This is a genomic window from Vibrio sp. TAP-3B, from assembly GCF_057784735.1.
Genome location: NZ_CM173496.1, coordinates 755,230 through 778,798 on the forward strand (window position 1 = coordinate 755,230; position 23,569 = coordinate 778,798).

The 23,569-nt window shown below is 46.3% G+C and carries 25 protein-coding genes; 18 read left to right on the forward strand and 7 right to left on the reverse strand.

Features of this window, described 5'->3' with window-relative positions:
• The first annotated feature begins 119 nt into the window (after window positions 1-119).
• Window positions 120-962 (forward strand): YdcF family protein, encoded by an 843-nt coding sequence (locus tag AC3D28_RS17880; RefSeq protein ID WP_488536198.1) that lies wholly within the window; start codon window positions 120-122, stop codon window positions 960-962.
• Here the strand turns inward: AC3D28_RS17880 and AC3D28_RS17885 are convergent.
• Window positions 952-1,608 carry a hypothetical protein gene (locus AC3D28_RS17885; protein WP_488536199.1) on the reverse strand — a complete coding sequence of 219 codons (657 nt, stop codon included), beginning with the start codon at window positions 1,606-1,608 and terminating at the stop codon, window positions 952-954. The two genes, AC3D28_RS17880 and AC3D28_RS17885, sit on opposite strands and share 11 nt — an antisense overlap.
• A 222-nt stretch (window positions 1,609-1,830) precedes the next feature.
• Window positions 1,831-2,091 carry a putative hemolysin gene (locus tag AC3D28_RS17890; protein ID WP_488536200.1) on the reverse strand — a complete coding sequence of 87 codons (261 nt, stop codon included), beginning with the start codon at window positions 2,089-2,091 and terminating at the stop codon, window positions 1,831-1,833.
• Between the two features lie 280 nt (window positions 2,092-2,371).
• On the opposite strand from AC3D28_RS17890, the gene AC3D28_RS17895 reads away from it, so the two are divergent.
• Window positions 2,372-2,890 (forward strand): NUDIX hydrolase, encoded by a 519-nt coding sequence (locus tag AC3D28_RS17895; protein WP_098413553.1) that lies wholly within the window; start codon window positions 2,372-2,374, stop codon window positions 2,888-2,890.
• Window positions 2,891-3,292: 402 nt separating this feature from the next.
• On the opposite strand, the gene AC3D28_RS17900 is transcribed toward AC3D28_RS17895, so the two are convergent.
• The 4 genes from AC3D28_RS17900 to flgA form a co-directional block, all read right to left on the reverse strand.
• Window positions 3,293-4,039 carry a lytic transglycosylase domain-containing protein gene (locus tag AC3D28_RS17900; RefSeq protein WP_488536201.1) on the reverse strand — a complete coding sequence of 249 codons (747 nt, stop codon included), beginning with the start codon at window positions 4,037-4,039 and terminating at the stop codon, window positions 3,293-3,295.
• Window positions 4,020-4,457: a flagellar export chaperone FlgN gene (gene flgN / locus AC3D28_RS17905; RefSeq protein ID WP_098413555.1), complete on the reverse strand. Its 438-nt coding sequence runs from the start codon at window positions 4,455-4,457 to the stop codon at window positions 4,020-4,022. Before flgN ends, AC3D28_RS17900 begins: the two co-directional genes overlap by 20 nt.
• A 20-nt stretch (window positions 4,458-4,477) precedes the next feature.
• A complete protein-coding gene (gene flgM, locus AC3D28_RS17910; RefSeq protein WP_098413556.1) occupies window positions 4,478-4,759 on the reverse strand; it encodes a flagellar biosynthesis anti-sigma factor FlgM in 282 nt (93 codons plus the stop codon).
• Between the two features lie 135 nt (window positions 4,760-4,894).
• Window positions 4,895-5,692 (reverse strand): flagellar basal body P-ring formation chaperone FlgA, encoded by a 798-nt coding sequence (gene flgA / locus AC3D28_RS17915; protein ID WP_488536202.1) that lies wholly within the window; start codon window positions 5,690-5,692, stop codon window positions 4,895-4,897.
• Between the two features lie 77 nt (window positions 5,693-5,769).
• Here flgA and flgB point away from each other — a divergent pair, with 77 nt between their 5' ends.
• From flgB to AC3D28_RS17975, 12 genes are read left to right on the forward strand one after another with little or no spacing between them, the layout of a single operon-like run.
• The gene (flgB, locus tag AC3D28_RS17920) at window positions 5,770-6,132 is read left to right on the forward strand and encodes a flagellar basal body rod protein FlgB (protein WP_098413558.1); all 363 of its coding nucleotides are present in this window, start codon (window positions 5,770-5,772) and stop codon (window positions 6,130-6,132) included.
• Window positions 6,133-6,134: 2 nt separating this feature from the next.
• Complete coding sequence (gene flgC, locus AC3D28_RS17925) at window positions 6,135-6,569, forward strand: flagellar basal body rod protein FlgC (protein WP_098413559.1); 435 nt, start codon at window positions 6,135-6,137, stop codon at window positions 6,567-6,569.
• Complete coding sequence (gene flgD, locus AC3D28_RS17930; protein WP_488536203.1) at window positions 6,569-7,252, forward strand: flagellar hook assembly protein FlgD; 684 nt, start codon at window positions 6,569-6,571, stop codon at window positions 7,250-7,252. The genes flgC and flgD overlap by 1 nt, the downstream gene beginning before the upstream one ends.
• A gap of 27 nt (window positions 7,253-7,279) precedes the next feature.
• Complete coding sequence (gene flgE, locus AC3D28_RS17935; RefSeq protein WP_488536204.1) at window positions 7,280-8,479, forward strand: flagellar hook protein FlgE; 1,200 nt, start codon at window positions 7,280-7,282, stop codon at window positions 8,477-8,479.
• A 12-nt stretch (window positions 8,480-8,491) separates the two neighbouring features.
• Window positions 8,492-9,223, forward strand: a complete 732-nt coding sequence (gene flgF, locus AC3D28_RS17940; RefSeq protein ID WP_488536205.1) for a flagellar basal-body rod protein FlgF — start codon at window positions 8,492-8,494, stop codon at window positions 9,221-9,223.
• A gap of 27 nt (window positions 9,224-9,250) precedes the next feature.
• On the forward strand, window positions 9,251-10,036 hold the full coding sequence (gene flgG / locus AC3D28_RS17945) for a flagellar basal-body rod protein FlgG (protein WP_098413563.1): 786 nt from the start codon (window positions 9,251-9,253) through the stop codon (window positions 10,034-10,036).
• A 32-nt stretch (window positions 10,037-10,068) separates the two neighbouring features.
• On the forward strand, window positions 10,069-10,740 hold the full coding sequence (gene flgH, locus AC3D28_RS17950; RefSeq protein WP_488536206.1) for a flagellar basal body L-ring protein FlgH: 672 nt from the start codon (window positions 10,069-10,071) through the stop codon (window positions 10,738-10,740).
• Window positions 10,740-11,861: a flagellar basal body P-ring protein FlgI gene (locus AC3D28_RS17955; RefSeq protein ID WP_179885558.1), complete on the forward strand. Its 1,122-nt coding sequence runs from the start codon at window positions 10,740-10,742 to the stop codon at window positions 11,859-11,861. The genes flgH and AC3D28_RS17955 overlap by 1 nt, the downstream gene beginning before the upstream one ends.
• Window positions 11,862-11,871: 10 nt before the next feature.
• On the forward strand, window positions 11,872-12,411 hold the full coding sequence (locus AC3D28_RS17960) for a rod-binding protein (protein WP_098413565.1): 540 nt from the start codon (window positions 11,872-11,874) through the stop codon (window positions 12,409-12,411).
• Window positions 12,412-13,785 (forward strand): flagellar hook-associated protein FlgK, encoded by a 1,374-nt coding sequence (flgK, locus tag AC3D28_RS17965; RefSeq protein WP_488536207.1) that lies wholly within the window; start codon window positions 12,412-12,414, stop codon window positions 13,783-13,785.
• Window positions 13,786-13,797: 12 nt separating this feature from the next.
• Window positions 13,798-14,697 (forward strand): flagellar hook-associated protein FlgL, encoded by a 900-nt coding sequence (gene flgL, locus AC3D28_RS17970; protein WP_098413567.1) that lies wholly within the window; start codon window positions 13,798-13,800, stop codon window positions 14,695-14,697.
• A 17-nt stretch (window positions 14,698-14,714) separates the two neighbouring features.
• Window positions 14,715-15,755, forward strand: a complete 1,041-nt coding sequence (locus AC3D28_RS17975; protein WP_488536208.1) for a flagellin — start codon at window positions 14,715-14,717, stop codon at window positions 15,753-15,755.
• Between the two features lie 90 nt (window positions 15,756-15,845).
• On the opposite strand, the gene AC3D28_RS17980 is transcribed toward AC3D28_RS17975, so the two are convergent.
• Window positions 15,846-18,509 (reverse strand): DUF2339 domain-containing protein, encoded by a 2,664-nt coding sequence (locus AC3D28_RS17980; protein ID WP_488536803.1) that lies wholly within the window; start codon window positions 18,507-18,509, stop codon window positions 15,846-15,848.
• Between the two features lie 353 nt (window positions 18,510-18,862).
• Here AC3D28_RS17980 and AC3D28_RS17985 point away from each other — a divergent pair, with 353 nt between their 5' ends.
• The 4 genes from AC3D28_RS17985 (at window position 18,863) to fni (ending at window position 23,549) form a co-directional block, all read left to right on the forward strand.
• Window positions 18,863-19,714, forward strand: coding sequence for a MurR/RpiR family transcriptional regulator (locus AC3D28_RS17985; protein ID WP_488536209.1), 852 nt, complete (start codon window positions 18,863-18,865; stop codon window positions 19,712-19,714).
• 124 nt (window positions 19,715-19,838) lie between these two features.
• Window positions 19,839-21,380 (forward strand): PTS transporter subunit EIIC, encoded by a 1,542-nt coding sequence (locus tag AC3D28_RS17990; protein WP_218925165.1) that lies wholly within the window; start codon window positions 19,839-19,841, stop codon window positions 21,378-21,380.
• Window positions 21,377-22,063 (forward strand): N-acetylmannosamine-6-phosphate 2-epimerase, encoded by a 687-nt coding sequence (locus AC3D28_RS17995; protein ID WP_488536210.1) that lies wholly within the window; start codon window positions 21,377-21,379, stop codon window positions 22,061-22,063. Before AC3D28_RS17990 ends, AC3D28_RS17995 begins: the two co-directional genes overlap by 4 nt.
• A gap of 466 nt (window positions 22,064-22,529) precedes the next feature.
• Window positions 22,530-23,549: a type 2 isopentenyl-diphosphate Delta-isomerase gene (gene fni, locus AC3D28_RS18000; RefSeq protein ID WP_488536211.1), complete on the forward strand. Its 1,020-nt coding sequence runs from the start codon at window positions 22,530-22,532 to the stop codon at window positions 23,547-23,549.
• The last annotated feature ends 20 nt before the right edge of the window (window positions 23,550-23,569 follow it).

Below are 23,569 nucleotides of genomic sequence, written 5' to 3' on the forward strand. Positions count from 1 at the left end.
TTAACAGTGAACCTTTATAAAGGTCTCTAGAACAGTGTTGTTAACTAGATGTTAGAGTTTGTAAGCTAATTGGGAAAGAAGAATTTTGTAACTCTGCTAAATAACCTCGAGATTTTGATATGAAGTTAGACAATGTAGTCATCATTCTAGGTAAACGCCTAGTCAATAGTCGATTAACGGCTGAAGGTATTTCGAGAGTCGCTGCGTTATCTGACTCTCTCTCTTCTTTACCAATTGATAATACGCTGCTAATTTTTTGTGGCGGAAGAGTTTCAGATCAAACCGTCTCTGAGGCGAACGCGATGTACGCTTATTTTAAAAGACTGAGTGCGTCATCATTGGTCTCGTTTCCTCAACATCAGGTTCTGATTGAAAACCGTTCGTTGAACACATTTCAAAATATGCGTAATGCCGCACAAGTGTTATGTGATAGTGGTCTGGTTCCGTTGCCGTCACAGCACCTGATTAATGTGACATTATTGTCCAATGATTACCATCTTGAACGAATCATAGAAATCCAAACGCTGATGGATGAGCAGGGGTTGCTGAGAGTTCTTAAGACAAATTGTGCCTCAAAGGGCGTTCAGCTCAATATTCCATTAGACATCACCCAACATATTAGTGTGCCATATCCGCACAAAGGAATTTTGGCAGAGGCATTTTTACACCTTGATAAACTGACAACTTACCGAGTTTATTTAGAAGGCGTAAAGAAGGGGTCGTTTCAACGAGATTTGTCGGTTGTGAGAGCTCAGCCGCTATCCATTGCAAGAAAAGCGATTGAGCAACTGCAAGTATTACCGCTAGACCAAGACACGTTACAGTTGGTTGAAGTAATTAAAAAGGCCGTCGAGATGACAGCCTTAAATGAATCTTTCGATGCGACGGAGCAAGCCTTGAGCGTACTTCATCCGACCCTTACCAGATTAAACCGCCGCTTAGATCCCGAATCTATTCAGTAAGTTCGCGTCGCGTACGTACTGCGCTTAATGCAATTAGACAGTAGCAAAGTAGCTCTATGCCTTCTTCTGAAATATTTTTAACATCGCGAATGTAGCTCTCATCCATAACTTGTTGCCAAAAGTTACCCATACCGTACAAACGTGAGAACACCAGCAATAGCATGACAGCGCCAATCAATAACTTCATATCTGGCACTTTTAAGATGTTTGCCATTTCATTCACCGTACCTTTACCCCCTCGGTAAGCTTTTGCACAGGCAAGTGCCGTTATCGTTAGTGCAGGGAAAATCCAAGAGCCATGATGAATCATGTCCGTCCAATAGTCCGTCTCACGGATAATTAGAACGGCGAAAAAGCCTGAGATCAGAATGGCCGCGTGTTTAAGCTGAGTCTGCTGCTTTGAAAGGCTAAAAAACGACCACGAAGCAATAGCGAGCATCACAAGCTGAAGTGTTTCAGTGATCGAGACTTCTCCAAGGCTTGAACCCAATACGACATAATCAAGACGAATGCTTAGGTTAACGAGAATACTGATAGCCACAATCATTAACGCGCTCAAACTTAATTTGTAGATAATCCGCTTAGCTTCTTCAGTAACAACGTTGTTTTGTGCCGACTCGGCTTTTTTCATTATTTGCGTTTTCATCTGGCCCACCTGCTCCACATAGTGTGGAAGAAACGTGAATTTATGTGATCTGTGTGCGAGATTTTATTGTCCGAGTGGAAAGTTTTGTCAGGGAAATGTCAAGAATAGAACACTGTTCGATATTATTGTGCGCACTAAGCTGAGTATATTGGGCGTTTTGGTCGGAAGATATAAGTCAATGAAAAAAGGAGCCATTTGGCTCCTTAATTGCTGATTGGGTAATTAGTATGCATCATTCTCTTTATGATGGTCGCGGTAATACTCCCATTGCTCAACACGATTGTCTTCAGAAAGAACGCAGTAAGTCACTCGTTCACCGTTTTCTGATATGGTCTCAAGCTCACCACCTTGTTGAACGCAGTAAACCGCGGCAGGATTCGCCGCTGATGTGTATTCGGTAGATCGAGTCGCACCGTCGTAGGTTGCACAGCCAGCCAGCATCATTGTCGCAGCCATAGCCATTATTAAACTTGTCTTTTTCATTCTTTATCTCCGCATGGGATGGGCGAGTATTGTGCTGATTATAGGAAAATTTTAGTGGTTATTGTGTTATACCTGTAAAAAGTATGAGGGGCGTAGCGATATTTGTATTCAAGTATATTCCTAGCTCTTGAGTGGACCATCTTCCATGCGCTTTTATCAAAGTGGTTAGAGGGTGTGTGCGGTTAAGATGAAACGATGCGCTTTCCTAGATAAATAGCAACTTGGGAAAGACGAGGAATTTCGGTAGTATGCGCGTAAAACCTTCACAGCGGAACGCTTAATGAGACATTTAAAATCGATAATCCACCCAGACATTGATCATTTGGACGACAAGATCATCTTTCAACGTAATGCTGCGCGTGCCATTGTGCTTGATGGCGAAGATGTTCTGTTGCTCTATACTGAGCGCTACCATGATTATACTTTACCTGGTGGGGGCATTGACGATGGTGAAGATGTGATTGCCGGACTGGTTCGTGAGTTAGAAGAAGAAACAGGTGCACAAAATATTCATGGCATTAAACCCTACGGTATTTTTGAAGAGTTTCGACCTTGGCACAAAGATGATGCGGATGTGATGCACATGGTCTCGTATTGTTACATATGCCGAATCGATCGTGAGCTTGGTGAGACGGCCTATGAGGATTACGAAGTGAAGAATGGCATGCGGCCTGTATGGATAAATATCCACGATGCGATTGCGCACAATGAAGAAACGATAGCGGATAGCCCGAAGAAAGGGATGAGTATTGAGCGAGAAACTTTCTTATTACAGCTCATTGCTAAGGAGTTAGTTTGATTTTCCCGCCTTATTTTTGGGTGGCAAGTTGAAAGTAATAAAAAAGTCCGAGATCCCCCCGGAACCCGGACTTATTCCAGACGCGCAAGCGAAGCGTCATCTCAATATTTTAAATCTGTTTTAAATTATAGAAACAATAGCCGCTTTTCATTGAGTGTGTAAATAAATAACAGGTCCAACCTTTAGTTTTCATGCGTTTCGCAAACGCAATGTGACGCATATCTATCAATCAAAGAGTGCAACTGAGTGTCTATGAGCAAACCACTGCTCTTTCTTATCTTTGAGATACCCTAGCTTAACGTTTTTACACACGTTGGTAGCAAGATCACGAGTTTTCAAATCAGTCGAATAGGAGGGCGCAGTTTTACGTTCCTCTGACATTGATGGCTTTGGCGTTTTTTTTTACAAACTGACCAGCGGGGGGAGTCGACTAAAGTCGATGAGTGGTTGAGAAAGCGGAATGGGTTCGGTGACAAATAAGAGTAACGGTTGGAAAGATGATGATTGTAACTGCTCTATATCTATTAACTGTTCCAGTGCGAAAAAGCGACTGACATATTGGTGAGTTTCTTGAGGTAACTTGAGTTGTTGGAAATGGCTGCTACCCGCTCGTTTAATCGCACGTGCGACTCGTCCTTCTCCTGCGTTATACGCGGCCAAAGTAAGTGCGATGTCTTGGTTGAACTTGTTGTATAAGAATGTCAGATATTTAAGCGCCGCGATTGTGCTCGCTTGGGTATCAAAACGCTCGTCCTGTTTTGAGTCCACGTTTAATCCGAATCGTTGCGCTGTCGCAGGGATGAGCTGCCAAAGCCCTGCTGCATTTGCGTGAGAAACGGCTTTTGGGTTGTAAGAGGATTCCAGCATCGGGATCAAGGCTAGCTTCGTTGGTAACGAATGGTTCTGTAATTGCTTGAAAATATGATCCAACACTGGGCTCACTGAATTGAGACGTTTGGTGATTTGTGGTTTATATGGGGCTAAAACTTGATATTGCTGCTGAATATCAGCGGAACGTGGCTGTGCTTGACAGATTGCTGACAGGCAAGAAAATAAGGTGATAAAAATATAAAGACCTACAGTATTCAATCGGGATGGCGACGGAATCTGTAGGTTAGACGAATATCGTTTAGAACGATTTATCTTCATAAGTGTGTTGCACTGGTTGTTTGAGTTGACTGATCAACTCATGGAACGCCGCAGAGCTTTGACCATTGCTCTGATTGTATTGTTGGCACTGACTGACCAACGTTTCTAACAGCGCCCATTGTTCTCTAGCTTGCTTGGCTATTTGGGCAGGCAAAGCGTTGAAAATTCGTTTCACGCTAGTGTCATTAGGTGTTAACCCCAACTCTCGCATACACTGGCTTCTCTCAGTGGCTGAGCGACTGAGTTTATTGAGTATCGGCGTTTGTTGCTGAATATTATTATTCAGTGTTTCACCATCAAACATTAGGTACAAAGACTTCTGCTGTTGAAGTAAAGGGAGCAGTTGTCGATAGAGTTTAATATCTTCTGGTATTGAGCGAACAAAATGTTGGATTCGCTGCGATACTGCGCTTGCCATGATGCCTTCCTAGTGTATTTTTACTCGTGACCGGTGTGGAATTGCATGATCGCCTTTGATAGTACTTGGGTATCTAGGCTCAGTTCGCCACGTGCTAATGCATTGCGTACCTGTTCTACTTTTTCCATGTCAACATCGGGTAGTGATGCCATTTCAGCTTGAGCGCGATCAATCGCAGCCGTATTCGCCTGAAATGCGGGCTCGCTTACTTTGTTTTGTTCGACGGTGTCGACCAGTTGTTTGCTCGCTTGCTGTAATTTTGTTTGTGGGACATGACCGCCCGCGACTTTGTCTATTTTCATGCTGTGGTCCTCATCATCATGTTCTAATTAAAGTAGGCGGCTAGGGTGTAAAAAACATTAAATATTTATTTTGTACTCGAAGTTCACTATGGCTGACGAGCGCCAAAATCAAAAAATGTTACTCTCAGTCCAAAATCAGAATTGAGTGTGGACTTGATTGAGCCCTGTCACCACGGCCCGTATGACCTTTCCTGAGCTTAGGTTTTCCACTTCAATCTGTTGGCCTTTCGCACCATCTTCAAAGGCGACACCTTTCGTACTGGCACTAAATCCATTTTTTGTGGCAATCACGATGACTTCGTTGCCCTTTTCTATCAACGGTGGGGCAGATAAGTTCGATGGATCTACCACTTGACCTGCACGCAGCCGGCGGGAGGTTTCTAACCCAATCGCTTGCTTCGGATGAGTATAAAAATCGTCCTGACGAGTGATGGTGCGTATTTCCAGTTTGACGTGTTTCGCTGTCACGACTTCATCTCGGCCCACGGTGGTGGTGGCAACCAAGACGGGCAATGTCAGTTTTGATTTTATCGTCACGTTAATTCGCCAAGATGAAGACATATCATCGCAACTTACCGATCGTTTAAGGTTTCCGACTGGTAGAGGTTGGTTATCTCGACCAGTGATGATCAGAGGCGAATCACATTCTGGTAAGTGGTTGGCCGACCCCGGCACCCACATGTCGAAATTCAACTGGTAGTTCTCCCACCGGTTGGAAAGTGCAAAGCGTTTTACTTCTTGCTCGAAGTGCTCTGTCACGGCGCTTTTTAGCTTCTCGACACTGAGGGTGTTGTTGTCAGTGCTGGCAAAACTTTGGCCTGATGTGAGAGCGAGTAGCATGAGCATCAGTAGTGAGGAAGAGCGCAGCTTCCCCTTATTTTTAATGCCTTCCGCGACCCGGAAGTTTGATTTCCATGATTGTTTGTAAGTCATTGATATGAATTGCTATTTTTTATGGCACGTATTTTGTTTATATATTGGCGTATTCGAGCCGACTGTAAGGAAGATGCATGGCGATCACATTTGAAAATGCTTTAGGTGTACATCCAGAGGCACTCAATTTTCGTGTTCAGCGTACCAAAGTCCTCGCCAGTAACCTAGCAAATGTTGACACTCCTGGGTATTTGGCGAAAGACCTAAGTTTCACCACTGTTATGAAGAAAATGTCGACAAACGGTGTGAGTAATTCTGTACCTAAACTTCAGGTTGAGGCCCAGTACTCGGTGCCTTACCAGAATAGTAAAGATGGCAACACTGTAGAACTTGGTGTTGAACAAGCAAAATTCACCCAAAATAACATGGACTTTCAAACCAGCCTGACGTTTCTCAATATGAAACTTAGTGGTTTAGCGAAAGCGATTGAGGGACGTTAATTATGTCATTCACTGATATTTACTCGATCACTGGCTCAGCGATGACGGCACAAACCGTACGTCTTAATACGGTAGCCAGTAACTTGGCAAACGCAGACGCGGTATCGGCAAATCCCAATGATGCCTATAAAGCTTTAAAGCCAGTGTTCGCCACGGTGTATCAAAAAACGCAAATGACAACGGAAAATGGTGTGTATCCCAATGCTGAAGTTCGCATTGCTGACGTTGTGAAAAGTGCAGGAGAAGCTGAAAAACGCTTTGAGCCAAATAACCCATTGGCGAATGGTGAAGGCTATGTGTATTACCCCGATATTGATGTCGTCGCTGAAATGGCAGACATGATGTCGGCAACACGTAGCTTCGAAACCAATGTTGAGGTGTTGTCAAATGTGAAAAGCATGCAACAAGGTTTGTTGCGTTTAGGGCAGGGTAGCTAATGAGTCTCGCACAATACAACGCACTATCGTCTGATGCACCCGTTCAAGCATCGGCTAGCAATGGCAGCGGTATTTCTGCAAACCCAAATGATATGAACAGTGCCTCTTCGTTAGAGAACGAGTTTATTTCTTTAATGGTGGCACAAATTCAAAACCAAGATCCGCTTAACCCCTTGGATGGTACGGAATATGTCAGCCAGTTAGCACAGTTTTCTCAAGTTCAAAGTACAGAGAATATGTCGACGATCATGCAAAACAGCATGGTTCTGCTCGATAACATGCAAGTACTTTCTACCGCTGGCTTAGTGGGTCAAACCGTTTACGTTAATTCAAATGAATTTGAACTCGGCGAAGGCGTTCAAAGCGGAAAAATCGAGCTAGATCATGGCTCAAACCAAGTGACGCTAGAGGTGAAAGATGAATTCGGCCAGTCAACCAAAGTGCCTTTAGGTGCTCATGGGGCTGGGGATGTCGATTTTTCAATTGATCCTGAAGCGCTGGGTCTTAAACCTGGTAAATATACGGTGTCGGTTGAGGTACAAGACGGACAAGCAAGTCCGAACATCCTCATGGCTGGTACTGTCGAGCAAGTGCGTATTCCGAATACCGGTGGCGCTGCATTAGTCAACGTACAAGGCGTTGGTAATGTTCCTTTTTATCAAATCACTCAGTTTGGTGCTTAACCAAATAAGAAAATCAGAGGTCTTTTTATGAGTTTTAACATCGCACTAAGTGGTCTGGACGCGACCAATACGGAACTAAACACGATCAGTAACAACATTGCCAACGCTTCTACATATGGTTTTAAAGGGGCGCGTGCTGAGTTTTCTGCGGTATATAACGGCATGCAACCTGGCGGCGTAGAAGTTGCTTCTATCTCACAGAACTTCGATAAAGACGGCTCTATAACAGGAACCGGTCGTGCAATGGATTTGGCTATCAACGGTGGTGGTTTTTTTGTCACTCAAGATAGTGCGGGTCAAATGCTTTACACTCGTTCTGGCGTGTTTGGCACAGACAAAAACAATTTTGTCGTTTCAAACAATGGCGCAAAATTGCAAGGTTATGGCGTTGATGGTGACAATAATCTGATGGAAGGCGCGGTGGGCAACATCCAAATTGCTACCTCTTCACTGAAGGCTGAAGCAACAGACAAACTGGATTTTGTGGCCAACTTTGATGCAAGTGCGTCGAAAATTGATCAAGCAGTGACACCATTTGACCCAACGGACCCAGATTCATTCAACTCCTCTTACACTACCAAAGTGTATGACTCGCTGGGTAATGCACATACAGTCACTCAATACTTTACTAAGACGGATGCGAATGAGTGGGAAGCGAATGTTCACGTTGACGGTAGTCCAACCACTCCTGAAACAAAGCAAACCGTCACATTCAACAATGACGGTACGTTAGCTTCTCCAACAACCGCGTTTCCAGTAAATTTCCCTGCGGCTGGTGCTGAAGCAATGAGTGTTGATATTAGCTTAGCTGGCAGTACCCAGTTCGGCGCCGCATTTGGTGTGAGCACTAATAACCCGAACGGTCATACCTCTGGTGAACTGGCTGGTGTGCGTGTCGAAGACAACGGTATGGTTTACGCCACCTACACTAACGGTCAGTCTCAGCTGCAAGGTCAAGTTGTACTGGCCGATTTTGCTAATACTCAAGGTCTTGCTAAAGCAAACGGTACCTCATGGACGCAAAGCTTTAGCTCAGGCGCGCCAATTATTGGTGCACCGGGGTCAGGCACGCTAGGTGATTTAACCCCAGGTGCACTAGAAGGCTCTAACGTTGACTTAACCAGTGAGCTTGTGGCGCTGATGACGGCACAACGTAACTATCAAGCGAACGCAAAAACCATTTCGACCAACGATAAGCTCACTCAAGCTTTATTTAACGCGGTGTAATGGGAGAGTTGCATGGATAACTTGTTATTTACCGCAACCTCGGGTGCGAGCCGTGTTCTTAAAGCTCAACACGTGCGTTCAAATAACTTATCAAACGCGGATACTGCCGGCTTTCGAGCTGATATGGAGCGGGTAAGTAGTCTTGAAATGCAAGGCCCAGGCTTTGATGGCCGCACTATGGTCGTAACGAATTCAGCGTCAACACGTTTTGATTCGGGCGACATCATGAAAACGGGACGCCCACTAGACATCGCCATTATGGGCGAAGGTTATCTAGCGGTTGAAACGCCTGCTGGTAACGAAGCTTACACCCGTGCGGGCAATATTCAGGTAGATACCTTTGGCGCAATGACCATTAATGGTTTCGCGGTACTGGGTGAAAATGGACCTTTGGTCGTGCCTGATTATCAAAAGATTGAAATTAGCGAACGCGGACAAGTGTCGGTTATCCCACCGGGTGGCGGCGCGGAAATCGCTGTAGGCACGTTAAAGTTGGTTAAACCAGAAATGAATCAACTACAAAAAGAGAGTGACAGCCTACTGCACAGTGTTGATGGCGTGCCATTCGCAGCGGATGAGACCGTGCAGGTGTCGGCAGAGCACCTTGAAGGCAGTAACGTGTCTGCCATTGATGAATTGATTAACGTGATGTCGCTAACGCGCAACTTCGAGATGCAAGTTCGCATGATGAAAACGGCTGAAACCTTAGCACAAGCTGGTAATAAATTAATGGCGGCGAGATAGTCGGTCTCGCACCACAAGGAGTAACCAATGCATTCAGCATTATGGGTAAGTAAAACGGGCATGGCAGCGCAGGACACTAAGATGACTGCCATTTCCAACAACCTAGCAAACGTAAACACGGTTGGTTTTAAGCGCGACCGAGTGGTCTTTGAAGACTTGTTCTACAACATTCAGCGTCAACCCGGCGCTCAAGTGGATCAGGTGAATGAGCTGCCAAGTGGTGTTCAGCTGGGCAGTGGTGTTCGCGTGGTGGGCACACAAAAAGTGTTCACCCAAGGCAACACGCAAAACACGAGACAAGATCTAGATTTAGCGGTCATGGGGAAAGGTTTTTTCCAAATTGAAAACTCAGATGGCCAGATCATGTACTCGCGTAATGGTCAGTTCCACATCAACTCTGAGGGCTTGATGGTCAACAGCCAAGGTCTACCGTTAGAACCACAAATCCAAATCCCGGACAATGCGAATTCGTTTTCTGTTGGTGTTGATGGCACGGTAACCACGACCACGGCAGACGATCCAACGCCTCAGCAGCTGGGTCAAATCACGCTGGCAAAATTCATTAACCCAGCCGGTTTAGAAGCCGTGGGCGGCAACATGTTCCGTGAAACCGAAGCAAGTGGCCCAGCAGATGAGCTTATTGCGGGTGAAGATGGCGCAGGTAGCATCAAGCAAGGCGCACTGGAAGGATCAAACGTACAGGTAGTGGAAGAGATGGTCGATATGATCACCACTCAACGTGCGTACGAGATGAACGCGAAAGTCGTCTCTGCTGCAGATGACATGTTGAAGTTTGTTTCACAATCAATGTAAGTATGAAATTGGTGATGATGAAGGAAAAAGCAATGAAATGGCTTTCTAAGAGTTGGGCTGTAGCCGCCGTGTTGCTGGTGGGGTGTGCTGGCCGTCAGGAATTTATTCCGCCTGAGCCAAATGCCGAGGAATATGCGCCACCAACACTTGATTACACGTTACCGGAAACGCAGTCTGGTAGCCTTTATCGTCACCAATACACGATGACCCTCTTTCAGGATCGTCGTGCTTACCGAGTCGGTGATGTGTTAACGGTTGAACTTTCAGAAGAAACGTCATCAAGTAAAAAGGCGGGTACTCAGTTTGGTAAAAGTTCTGCGGTGAACTTCGCAGCACCGACCATTGGCACAAGAACATTTGATGAGTTTGGTGTGGGTATCGATGGCAACCGTAGCTTTGATGGCAGTTCTTCCAGCTCTCAAGGTAACAAGCTGCAAGGTGCAATCACGGTAACCGTGCATGAAGTTTTGCCTAATGGTGTACTGCGAATCAGCGGCGAAAAATGGCTTCGTTTGAACCAAGGTGACGAGTTTATCCGTTTAACGGGCATCGTTCGTGTCGATGATATTAATCGCGGTAACCAAGTTTCTTCTCAACGAATTGCGGATGCGCGTATTACCTACGCAGGACGCGGTGCATTGGCAGATAGCAATGCAGCCGGGTGGCTGACTCAGTTCTTCAACAGCCCATGGATACCTTTCTAATGAAGTCAATGCAGTCTTTTTTTACGTCTTTCCTATTGGCGTTGATCTTAGGATTCCCAGCCACTTCACAAGCTAAAGGGGAAATTCCGCTCATGGACTTGGTGGATGTGCGAGGCATCCGAGAAAACCAACTAGTCGGTTATGGCTTGGTGGTGGGTTTAGCCGGACAAGGTGACCGAAACCAAGTGAAATTCACCGCACAATCGATCACTAATATGTTGCGTCAGTTTGGGGTTCAAATTGATGACAGCATGAACCCAAAATTGCGTAACGTGGCCTCCGTCAGTGTCACGGCCTCTGTCGACCCAATGGCCGGGGCAGGACAAAACTTGGACGTAGTCGTGTCTTCGATTGGTGATGCGAAAAGTCTTCGTGGCGGTACGCTATTACTGACGCCTTTGCGTGGTGTTGATGGCGAAGTGTACGCCATTGCACAAGGTAATGTCGTGGTTGGCGGTTTGTCAGCAGAAGGACGCAGCGGCTCAAAAATTGAAATAAACACACCGACAGTGGGTCGTGTCCCTAATGGCGGAACGCTAGAGCGCGAGATTAAAACAGACTTTAATCAGCGAGATGAAGTGACTTTGAATTTGCGTAAACCAAGTTTTACGACCGCAAAAAATGTTGCCCGTGAAATCAACAATACTTTCGGTCCCAATGTGGCGGTGGCAATCAATAAAGCGCGAGTGGATATGCGTGCGCCAAAAGACACACAGCAACGTGTTGTGATGATGTCGATGCTCGAAGAGATGAGTGTTAAGGAAGGGCGTAAACCTGCACGTATTGTCTTTAACTCTCGCACCGGAACCGTCGTGATAGGGAAGAGCGTTAAAGTGAGTGAAGCCGCTGTGAGTCACGGCAACTTGACCGTGCGGATTTCTGAATCGCAGCAAGTGAGTCAGCCGAATGCATTTGCAAATGGCGACACGACAGCGGTTAACCAAACTGACCTTGATGTTAATGAGGATTTGGCTCAAATGGTGATTTGGCCACCAGGAACCGAACTTAACACTATTGTGAGTGCCGTAAACAGTTTAGGTGCAACACCCACCGACTTAATGTCGATTTTACAAGCATTGAACGAAGCTGGTGCGCTGAATGCTGAACTGGTAGTGATTTAAGGAGTTAAGGATGAAACTAGACAGTACCCATGATCAAACTCAGCTCAACTCGATGCTGTATCACGACCAGAGCACCCTTGCCAATATCAAACAAAGTCGTGATCAGGAAGGGGCTCTTGAAGTCGTTGCTGGTCAATTTGAGGCGATGTTTCTACAAATGGTACTGCGTCAAATGCGCAGCAGCAGTGATGTGTTAGCAGATAAGGACAGCCCGTTCTCAAGTCAACAACAAGGCGTTTTTCGTGATATGCACGATGGCCAATTGGCGATGGAATTGGCTAAAAAGCAGGGCTCTGGAATCGCGAACATGCTCATCCAGCAACTCAGTCCATCAATGCAAGAAGTCGCGTTTGATACCTCGCGTAATGTATCGCCAGCCAACGACGGTAAGCAAGATGATTCCGAATCGCTTTCTCTGAAGGTACAAGAGGAAAATACGGGCCTATTTAACGCTAAGCCTGAAACCGTCGCCTCTGTTAAACAAGTCCTGGGTGAGGCCGGTTTAAGCACCGCGTTTTCTCAGCCGCTGATCAGGAAAATGGAGCTGTAAATGAACCTTGTAAATATCGCCCTTTCAGGTTTAAACGCGAATCGTGTTGCACTTGACGTAACGGCGCAGAATGTGGCCAATGTCAATACACCTGGATACAGTCGTCAGCAAGCGTTGATGGCATCGGTTGGCGATGGAAAAGCCAACAGACTCAGCCCGGGTATGGGGGTGGAAGTAACCAGTATTCGCCGTGTTACCGATCAGTTTCTTGTTAAGCAAACGTGGTCGACGAATAGTCTAGCGGCATATGCGTCTGCTTATAACAGCAATATGGGCCAGTTAGAAAATACGTTAGGCGCGGATGGGTTTAATATCTCATCAGGCTTAGACTCGCTGAACGCGGCGCTTAACGACGCTACGGTTAAGCCGGAGTCGATCCCTTACCGTCAGCAAATTATCAATGAATCTGAAGCTTTGGCGCGCCGTTTTAATACATTGACAGAATCGCTGCATAATCAGCAGAAGGACATGAGTGATCAGCGTAATGCGGCGGTTGAACAGGGCAATAGTCTGATGGCTAATATTGCTCAGGTGAATAAGCAGATCGTCGAAATGCAAGGCACGGGTGGTAATCCAGCGCAATTGATGGACACGCGCGACTCGCTTATTGGCGAACTTTCGCAAATCGTAGAAATTAAAACAAACGATCAACCAGACGGTAGTACCCAAGTAACGCTTACCTCTGGTCAACCGCTTGTGATGGGATCGGATTACGGTCAATTGAAAGCGAAACCAGATCCTAATGACCCTTACCTTGCGGATTTAAGTGTTGATTTTGCCACACAAAGCTTTGCGATCAACAAGTCAGTTGGCGGTAAGCTTGGCGCTGTTTCTGATTACCAAACGAACGTTCTTAAGCCGAACCAAGTGGCTCTGGACGATATGGCAAAAGCACTGGCAGATGAATATAACGCCGTGCTAGCGACCGGAACCGACTTAAACGGAAATCCGGGTAAGCCGCTGTTTAGCTATGATCCAGCCAACCCGGCTGCCAGCCTTACAATCACCGATATCGAGGCGAGAGACTTAGCGTTTTCAAGTGATGGCACTCCAGGCAATGCAGATATGCTAAATGAGCTGATTCAGCTTAGTAATAAACCCATTGCAGTGACTGGCTACGGCTCGTTGAGTTTGAACGATGCCTACACCGCGATGGTCGGTGAAACGGCGATCAAGGCACGTCAAGCTGGTGCGGATTTTGAAGCAAAATTAGCGATGAATACGCAAGCGCATGCCGCGCGCGACAATGTAAGCGCGGTAAACAGTGATGAAGAAGCAGCGAATCTGATGACATTCGCCAACGCGCACAATGCCAACATGAAAGTGATCAGTACAGCGAATCAATTGTTTGACTCGGTACTGCAGTTATTCTAAAGGAAACCCGACATGCGAATCAGTGACAGTCAATTTAGTCAAATGATGCTGCAAAGCTTGCAAACCAACAATGCAGGCTTAGGGCAGGTACTTCAACAGATGGCAACGGGTGATCGGCTCACCAAGCTGTCCGATGATCCAATGGCGTCCATCAAGCTACTTAATCTTGACCGTGAAAACAGTGCAATCAGTCAGTATCAAAGTAACATCGCCAACCTTAAAACCACGCTTTCTTCTCAAGAAACGCATTTGGATACGGTTAATGAAAGCCTGAAAAGTATGCGTGATCTCGTGCTTTGGGGCGCGAATGGCTCACTCAACGATCAAGACCGCGCAGGTATGATTACTGAGCTTAAGAGTTACCGAGACTCGATAGAGTCGTCGTTCAATGCTCAGGATGAAGAAGGGCATTATTTGTTTTCTGGCACCAAGACAGACACTGCTGCGGTAAATAATACAGCTGGCGGTTATGTGGTGGATGGCAATAATGACAAACGTGTTGTAACCGTGGCGAAAGGCGTGACCATGGAAGCGAATATGACGGCAAAAGATCTGCTTGAGCTTGGTGGCGGTGATAACGTTCTTAACCAAATGGATGCTTTAATTGCAGAGTTTGAGAACCCAAGTGCAAATTTTCAAGCAGAGGTAGACGCGAGCCTGACCGCAATTGATGATACGTTAGCCAATGTTTTAGGTGCGATGACCGAAATTGGTGGTCGGCATAACAACCTTGATCAAATGGATGGCGCACACGGCGAAAACAAGCTGTTTGTTGACAAGGTCACGAGTGACTTATCAGCGCTCGATTACGGCGAAGCATCGGTACGCTTGAGCAATTACATGGCCGCGTTACAGGCAACGCAAGCAAGCTATGTTAAGATCAACGATCTGTCGTTGTTTGATCGCATTTAAGGTTAGGAAATTCATTTATGGTAATGAGCACAGTAGAGGTTAGGCCACACAGCATACGACTGGGTGGACAAGAACAAGCCTCTATCATGCCGACGCGCTCCGCTGACTCAAGCGCAGCCATTAAACCGCGTCCGACTCAGGTTCAAGCTGACACAGCGTCGGCTTATTCCGTTTCTGGCATTCAATTGACGCAAGGTCAGCAGCAAGCAACGGCTGTACAAATTGCCTCTAAATCGTTACAAGTTATTGGTAAAGAGCTTACACAAATAAAACGTGGCTTGACGCAAGCAGTGACCCAAGGGGCGCAAAATGTGCCTGGCTTGCAAGAGACGCTAGTGGGCTCGAAAGCGACGATTCAGCAGGTTGTGGATCAGGCGCGGTTTGATGGGCAGAAGGTGTTAAATAACGAACTGCATCTAGAGCTAGATAAAGCAGACATTCGCCGTTTTTCTATTCCAGGCTTGAACGTACATCGTTTAAGCGACAAAGCTGAGCAAATTCGTTTGGACTTTCCTCAAGGTCAAGCGGTGATGATTCAGTTTGATGGGCAGGCGGATGGTGCACGTACGGTCAAAATGCTTGATCGTAGTTTGATTGCTTTAGGAATGCGCGCGTCATTAGCAGAAGATGGCAGCATTTTTTTTGAAGCACGAGATCATGCTTATCAGCAAATGCAACAGAAAGTAATGGTGACTGGCGAAGGACACCGCTTCCCTGCTGGTCAACCCAATGTGCTTAATTTGAAGTCAGAGCCTGATGGTATTGCAGAGCTGAGTTTTAACTTAGGATCGCGTGATGGCATTAAACAAACTATTGCCAAAGTGAACCAGCATCTAAGGCAAGTGCAAACCAGTTTACAAGAAGCCAAAGCATTTCATGGTGAACTGAATACTCAAATGCGTTCGGTTCAAAATAAAACGACCCCACTTTCTATTGATGATGTGAATAAAAAACTCGATGGTTTTATGCATGCGTCAGGAGAGTTTACGTCGACTTTCCAAGCGTTGAATGCACAAGCAAACGTGCGTCGCCACACCGTGGTTGCGTTGCTGAAATAACCAGTCCCTCAAAGATTTCCGACGTTGCATTGTTGCCGCCCCCCAATAACGACAACAACGCATCCTCGGGAATCTTCCTTTCCATTTTATTTATGGTTCTAAAGCTCTTGCTACGGAGCGGTGTAATTTTTGGAACAACCAACCGAGTGCAATTAAAGACGCCCCCAACCCTAAGAAACTGATCGCGCGCCAGAAACCATCGAGAGAACTGACATCCCATAAAAATACCTTTAGTGCCACACACGCGAGTACAATTAAGCCGATGCGCTGCATCATTAACCCTTTATGGGTAACGCCTCGCCAAGTCAGTAGCCCGCCCACGAGTAAACCTGCAACCGAATAGCTAAATAGCTCGGCCATACTCGTTGGCTGAAACAGCATCATTGATGTCGTTTGCCAGAACTGGCGAATCGACATGCCTAACCAGATAGCTACCAGTGTGAACCCAAGGCTAGCAACCGCAAAGCGATGAATTTGTAATGTATTCCAGCCTTTGAACACTGCTGTAAGCAAGACACATGCAGGAAGTAACCAGCCAACACTCAACATATTAAATATCGGTATTGCCTGCGCTGAGACATTGTCAGCCGCGAGTGGAGACTCTACCGTATTGAGTAAAATGAGCAACAATGCGAACACACACCACAGTAAGTAGCTGTAGGCCTCATAGACACGACTTAACTGCTGAGCAAATTGACTTCGGTAGCTATAGATTAAGCCCATCACCAAGGCTTGGTTCGCAAAAACGATGGCGCTAGTGAAATCAATCTGTCCCAAGTAGCCATATTGCCCCGTTAACCAGTAGTTGGTTTGGGTGAACAATGCCATTAAGAAAACGTGTAAAAATGCACCTTCAAACCAGTTAGCGAGTTCGAAATCCATTCGAATTAACACCGCGCGAGCGTACAGTAAGATAACCAGAGACGGCACATAACTTAAAATCACCCAGGCCCAATGTTCTGTTTCAATCGGTTGCCATTCGGGGATAAATGGCAAAAGCGTGAGGCGAATGGTCAGTATGCTCATGACCACTTTCACCGCCCAATTGGCCGGAGGAAATCGCTGTGATTGAGCTTGTAACGCCATCATGGCCACTTGCACTGAAATCGCCGTGGTTAACCACGTGTCACTTAACCAAACAAAAGCGACGCCCGCAATCAAGGCATGAACGATTGCAGAGCACTCAGACATCAGCACGGTCAGGCGTTGACCTAAAAGAACGTAATAAAGGGCGATGAGGGCACAAAAGAGGGTCCAGTGCCATGCGTAGTTTGGGATAAACTTGTCGATATAAAACAAGCTGATTAAGCTCATCACCGGAGCGAGCACCAATAAAAGCACACCACTTAATTGAGAGCGGTCACAGAGTGACTGGGCGTACGTTCTGCCGCAAATGAGCGCAATACTGACCGCGAGAGCGAACAAGATGCTCGCTTTATGCTCAGGCAGATAGAGTGTGTCAAAAGCGATAGAGAGAACCATTATCGCCGTAGCGAATACCACGATAGACGGCAAGAAGACTCGTAATGACCAGCCTTTACGTAGCGCGGGCAGCCATACCGCGGCAACGAGTAAAGTAAAGCAATACGTCATTTGCAAAATATTTATCGCTGGCATTCTGGTCACGGCAGAAAACGTCAATAACGCAATCGCAATAGACGTTACGGTTGGTGGGTTTGTCCATTTTTTTTGGTGATGGTGATAACGAGGGTTAAGTGCCCAACCCATTCTGGGTACGGCGAAAATAAGATACAGTGTCAGTGAGAGGTAGATGGCTAACCAAGAGAACAAAATCTCGGTCGGAATGCTCTCAATTAACAGCAGCATCCACAACACATGAGCAAGCGCAATGCTAGGGGAAATCCAGCTCTGGCGGACGATTTGCATCAGTAATGTGGCGGCGATTGAGATGGCGCTGATGTAACCTGCCAGTACGTAATAGTTTGGCTCTGCACTGCCAATCCACAGTGGCGCAGTGTATCCGCCAATCAAACCGAGCACGGCCATTAGTGGTCCTTGTCGCAGTGACAGCGCCAAGCTGAACAAAGCGGTTACTGCCAAAATGATCAGCGAGACACTCGGTGTCAGCATTTGATAGATAACAAAGGCAAAAATGACCGTACAATAAATGCCTGTTAATCCAGTCCCCGTCACGGCGGCAGGGACATAAGTGAAGCCTTGAGCGCGTTTGGCTCGATCGGGACTGTGTTGTTCTTTACGGTGAAATACCTCGCCGGCAAGCACCATCGCTAAAGACAGAGTCAATGCAAAGGAGACACGCATCAGTGGTGAAAACTCAATATGGCTACCAATCACTTGCACGAGATACCCGCCACCAATCAGCATGGCAAGTGCGCCGACCCAAACCAACCAGTTTTCTTGGATATTAGCTAGCAGATCCTGGAGTTTGTTGAGGAAGAATGGTTCGTTTTTTTGCTCAAATACGTCTAAGACTATGCGGCTTGGTTGGTGTTGCGCTTGAGGTGTGACATCAGGTGATGGCACTGAATCGACAAGCGTGTTATCGATAGTTGAATCGGGTGAGTTTATGTGTTCAGTCTTTGCCGCGACATGGGAAGGCATCTGGCGGGACTCTGCCGCCATGTGTGATTGCTGAGCGGGCTTCTCGTTTGCATCACGGCGTAGATGGTTCTGCAGTGAGTTGAGCTCCTGCCGAAGCTTGTCTAATTCTTTTTCCTGACGTGATACTCGACCAGTCGCTTTCACTCCGATAAGGAGAGCAAGCAGCGCCATGATCAGTGCTAATGTTGTGTACAATCCATTTCTCCTTGCCCTCTACCGATTTTATCTCACGGTACAGGATGATTAACCTGAAGCACTTATGCTAAAGCTTAGCGCATGCCTTATGCTTGAAAAGCATTATATAGCCTGAGGCTGATGCCCTTCTTAAGGTAGTCTTGTTTTCTATATTAACCCAGCAATAAAGCCACCAATGCGTGTTGATTCAGGTTTCTATTTCTTCAAAATACTAAAACATTAATCATGCAGATAAAAATACTATACAATGAGCCGTTTACTGATACAGAAGTTTAATATTTGTACAGTTGACCACTAGCAAAGTGGTTTATCAGTCGCTGAGTTATTGAATGAACGATTTAAAAGACGTATTAGCAGGCATTAGAAGTGTGCGAGGGAGCTTGACAGCTTCTCTTCAAAGAATTGCCGATTTTGTGCTAGAGCATCCGGAAAACATTGCAACTCTGTCGACTTCTGAGTTGGCAAATGCTTGTGGTGTGGGAGAAGCGAGCCTGATTCGATTCTGTAAGAAGCTTGGATATAGCGGCTACCACGAATTCAAGATGTTGCTGGCCGTTTCTTTGGCCAAGAACCACGCCCATGAGCCTGGCCTGCTTTCGAGTGAAATCGACCTCAATGATGAAATGCCATTAGTGGCAGACAAGCTTCAGATGATCATCCAGCAGGTCTTGTCCGAGACTCGCGCTTTACTTGACTTCCGTACTTTGCGTACGGTGTCTGAACGTATATCCAATGCTGAGTCAATCATCTTTGTTGGCGTAGGCTCTTCTGGGATCACAGCAGAAGAAGCCAAAAATAAACTTATGCGCATTGGCTTAAATGTGGATGCGATATCCAATAATCATTTTATGTACATGAAAGCTTCGCTACTCAGCGAACAAGATGTCGTAGTCGCCATTTCCCATTCTGGTGAGTCTCCAGAAACGATCAAAACTTTAGCTATCGCCAAAGAATCTGGTGCGTTTACTGTTGCGCTTACCCACAATTCGCAGTCTGGCATCTGTGGTTATGCAGATGAAGTTTTGCTCAATGGCAATCGTGAAAACTGGTTGCAAGGAGATTCTTTGGGAACAAAAATTGCGCAAATGTTTGTTTTGGATCTTCTTTACACCGAATTAGTGCGTTCTGACATGGATCAAGCGAAGCGTAATAAACTGAAAACAACTCAATCCATAATGTAAAACGTCATTCATACCCCATACTTTTTGTGTGATTGTTCTCACAGATGTTGTGTCGGTGAGTAGTATGTCGCGCCAATATGTGGAGTAATACTCCGCAACAACAAATGTTATGGAGTTTTGTTTTATGCCTAGTTCTTCATTTTTTGAAACGGCACAAAAATTTGGTAAGTCGTTCATGCTGCCAATAGCCGTGCTTCCAGCCGCCGGCTTACTGTTGGGGATCGGTGGTGCCTTGTCGAACCCGAACACGCTGATAGCCTACCCCTTTCTTGATATTCCTTTTCTGCAAGCGATTTTTACAATCATGACAGCGGCTGGTGCGGTCGTATTCGGCAATTTACCCGTTTTGTTTGCTGTGGGCGTTGCTGTCGGATTAGCAAAGAGTGACAAGGGAACCGCTGGCTTGGCGGCTTTGCTCGCTTATCTTGTCATGAATGCGACGATAGGCTCAATGCTCTCTTTGCAAGGTGCTCTAGCCACTGACAATCTCGGTGCGGTTGGACAAGGATTAATCCTAGGCATTCAAACTCTTGATACAGGCGTGTTTGGTGGCGTAGTCGTGGGGATTATGGCGAGCATTCTCCATACTCGTTATAGCAATATAGAGCTACCAAAATTCTTAGGTTTCTTTGGTGGTTCTCGATTCGTGCCCATCGTTTCGGCGTTTTCCGCAATCGTATTGGGTGCGTTGATGTACCTAGTTTGGCCAAAAATCCAATCGGGTATTTTTGGTATGGGCGGACTGATTGAAAGCACGGGTTATGTTGGAACTCTGCTATACGGGTTTATTCTTCGTATGCTTGGGTTATTTGGCCTGCACCATATCTTCTATTTACCATTCTGGACGACCGCATTAGGTGGCGCAGAGACGGTGAATGGGGTGATGGTCGAAGGTACACAACGAATTTTCTTTGCACAATTGGCCGACCCTTCGGTTCAGCAATACTTTATCGGAACGTCACGCTTTATGTCCGGTCGTTTTATCACCATGATGTTTGGTCTCATGGGGGCGGCATTGGCTATCTATCACTGTGCTAAGCCAGAGCATAAAGCACGTGTTAGTGGATTATTGCTTTCAGCTGCGCTGACTTCTTTCTTGACCGGTATCACAGAACCATTAGAATTCTCGTTCTTGTTTGTTGCTCCAGTACTTTATTTTATTCACGCAGTATTTGATGGCTTTGCGTTCATGCTCGCGCACATGTTTGAAATCACCATCGGTCAAACCTTCTCTGGTGGTTTCATTGACTTTATCTTATTTGGTGTGCTGCAAGGGCAAGCAAAAACGAACTGGATGATGGTGCCAGTGATTGGTTCAGCTTGGTTCTTCCTTTACTACTTCACATTCCGTTTTGTTATTTCTAAATTTGATTTGAAAACGATGGGGCGTGAAGACGAGGCTCAGGAAGCGGCATCCAACGCGACAGGAACGGAGCGAGCAAGTGCGATTGTGAAGCATCTGGGTGAGGCAGGCAATATTAAAGAAGTAGATTGCTGTGCGACTCGACTAAGGTTGACTCTGCAAGATGCGTCAAAAATCAGTGAGCAAGGATTGAAGGCGACAGGGGCGGTTGCCGTCGTGGCCAAAGGGAATGGCGTTCAAGTGATCTATGGTCCACACGTTACGATCGTTAAAAACGAACTAGAAGAGTACTTAAATCTATGAATCCATTTTTCCAAACCATTCAGCATCGTCTCATCGTCTCTTGTCAGGCCTTGGAAAATGAGCCGCTTCACAGTGATTTCATTATGTCCAGAATGGCGCTGGCAGCCAAACAAGGTGGTGCTGCTGGGATCCGAGCGAACTCTGTCGCGGACATAAAAGCCATCAAGTCGACGGTTGATCTTCCGGTGATTGGGATTATCAAGCGTGATTTTGATGACTCTGACGTGTTTATTACCGCGACAATGGCCGAAGTTGACGAGCTGATGCAAGCCGAGCCTGAAATGATCGCCTTAGACGCGACTTTTCGTAAGCGACCGAATGATTTGAAGTTGGATACTTTAGTGAACACGATTCGTGAGAAGTACCCACTGGTTTTGTTGATGGCAGACATCTCGAGTGTTGATGAGGCCGTGAATGCCGAGAAATTGGGCTTTGACTGTGTTTCTACAACATTATTTGGTTATACCAGCGAAACAAACGGCAGCAAATTGTTTAACGATGACTTCCAATTTTTAAAAGAAGTTTTGCAGCAAGTGGCTTTGCCTGTGATAGCGGAAGGGAACGTGGCGACACCAGAAATGGCGAAGCGCTGTTTAGAGTTAGGTTGCCATGCTGTTGTGGTGGGAGGCGCCATTACAAGACCTCAACAAATTACTGAGCGATTTGTCACCGCTCTCAAGTAATCCATCCTTAAAAAATACCTTAGTTCCCCCAAGGTATGGATGGTAAACAAATTAGGGAGGCTATTTTTATAGCCTCCCTAATTTTTATCCTCGAACGACAGGCTTCCTCGCGACGCTTCGTTATACCTTGAAATCACTATCGTGGTACTTCAGCGTCACTTTGCGACAAAGGGCATTATTGTATCGTTGATCTTCCCCGAAGGGACGCAATAGGATATTACCGCCAATTGGAGTAAGCGATTAGGTTGGCATCTGAACCGTTTATTATCCAAGCTTAGATACTAAGGTCGGCCAAGAAGGATTTAAACCTTGGACGAATCATGCTACTTAAGCCTCGGGTTTGGCTTAATACATCGTTACCAGTAACCGATTTCGGAAAAGTAATAGATGGCATTCAGAAATTTCGCATTGACGTTACTAGTAAGGATCGCAATACTGCGCGACTGTTTTAATTTAGGGTGACATTATGGCTCCGCACACGAACCGAAAAGATTTACATCTAGACGCTGTTTTACATCATGATATGAACATGAAACAGAAAACAGCGGGCTTTGAGTCTATCGAGTTTGAGCACTGCGCGCTGCCAGAGTGTGACTTTAACGCTATCGATCTGTCGACAGAATTTCTTGGTCATCGGCTGGCCCTGCCATTTTTGATCAGCTCAATGACGGGCGGTGCGAAAGACGCAGAAGCGATCAACTGCCGTTTAGCGGAAGCGGCGAGTGAGTTGGGTATTGCAATGGGGGTTGGCTCACAACGCATCAGTTTAGAGGAAAATCAACATTCCGGTTTAGGCAGAACCATACGTGCTTTAGCCCAAGGTGTGCCTTTGTATTCCAACCTTGGCGCGGCGCAGCTGCGTGACAAAAACAAGTTGGAGAATGCACAACGAGTGGTTGAATTTATCCAAGCGGATGCTCTGTTTGTGCATGTGAACCCAATGCAGGAAGCGTTGCAGAAAAACGGCGATCATAATTGGATTGGCGTGTTGCATGCGATTGAAAAGCTTAAATCGCGTGTGAGTGTTCCTATTATTATCAAAGAAGTCGGTTTTGGTATGAGCGGCGCAGTAGCGAAGCGATTGGTCGATGCAGGTGTTGATGCCATCGATGTGGCTGGAGCTGGTGGCACCAGTTGGAGCGCAGTTGAAGGATATTGCCAAGATAACCCAAAGATGCGGCGTGCTGCCGAGTTGTTTCGTGATTGGGGCGTCCCAACTGCGACATGTTTACAACAAATTCGTTCTCAGTCGCCAAGGTTGCCTCTAATTGCATCTGGGGGCATAGGTCACGGATTAGACGCCGCGAAAGCGATTCACCTAGGCGCAAACCTAGTCGGGCAAGCTGGAGGCGTATTGAACGCTGCAACCATTAGTACCCAATCGGTGGTGGATCACTTTGAGCAAATGGCGCTAGAGTTGCGTTTAGCGTGCTTTGGTACGGGCGCGACTAACCTTGGGGCTTTAACGAAAGCTCGCCGCTTGTAGCCTAAGCTCTGTGCATAAAC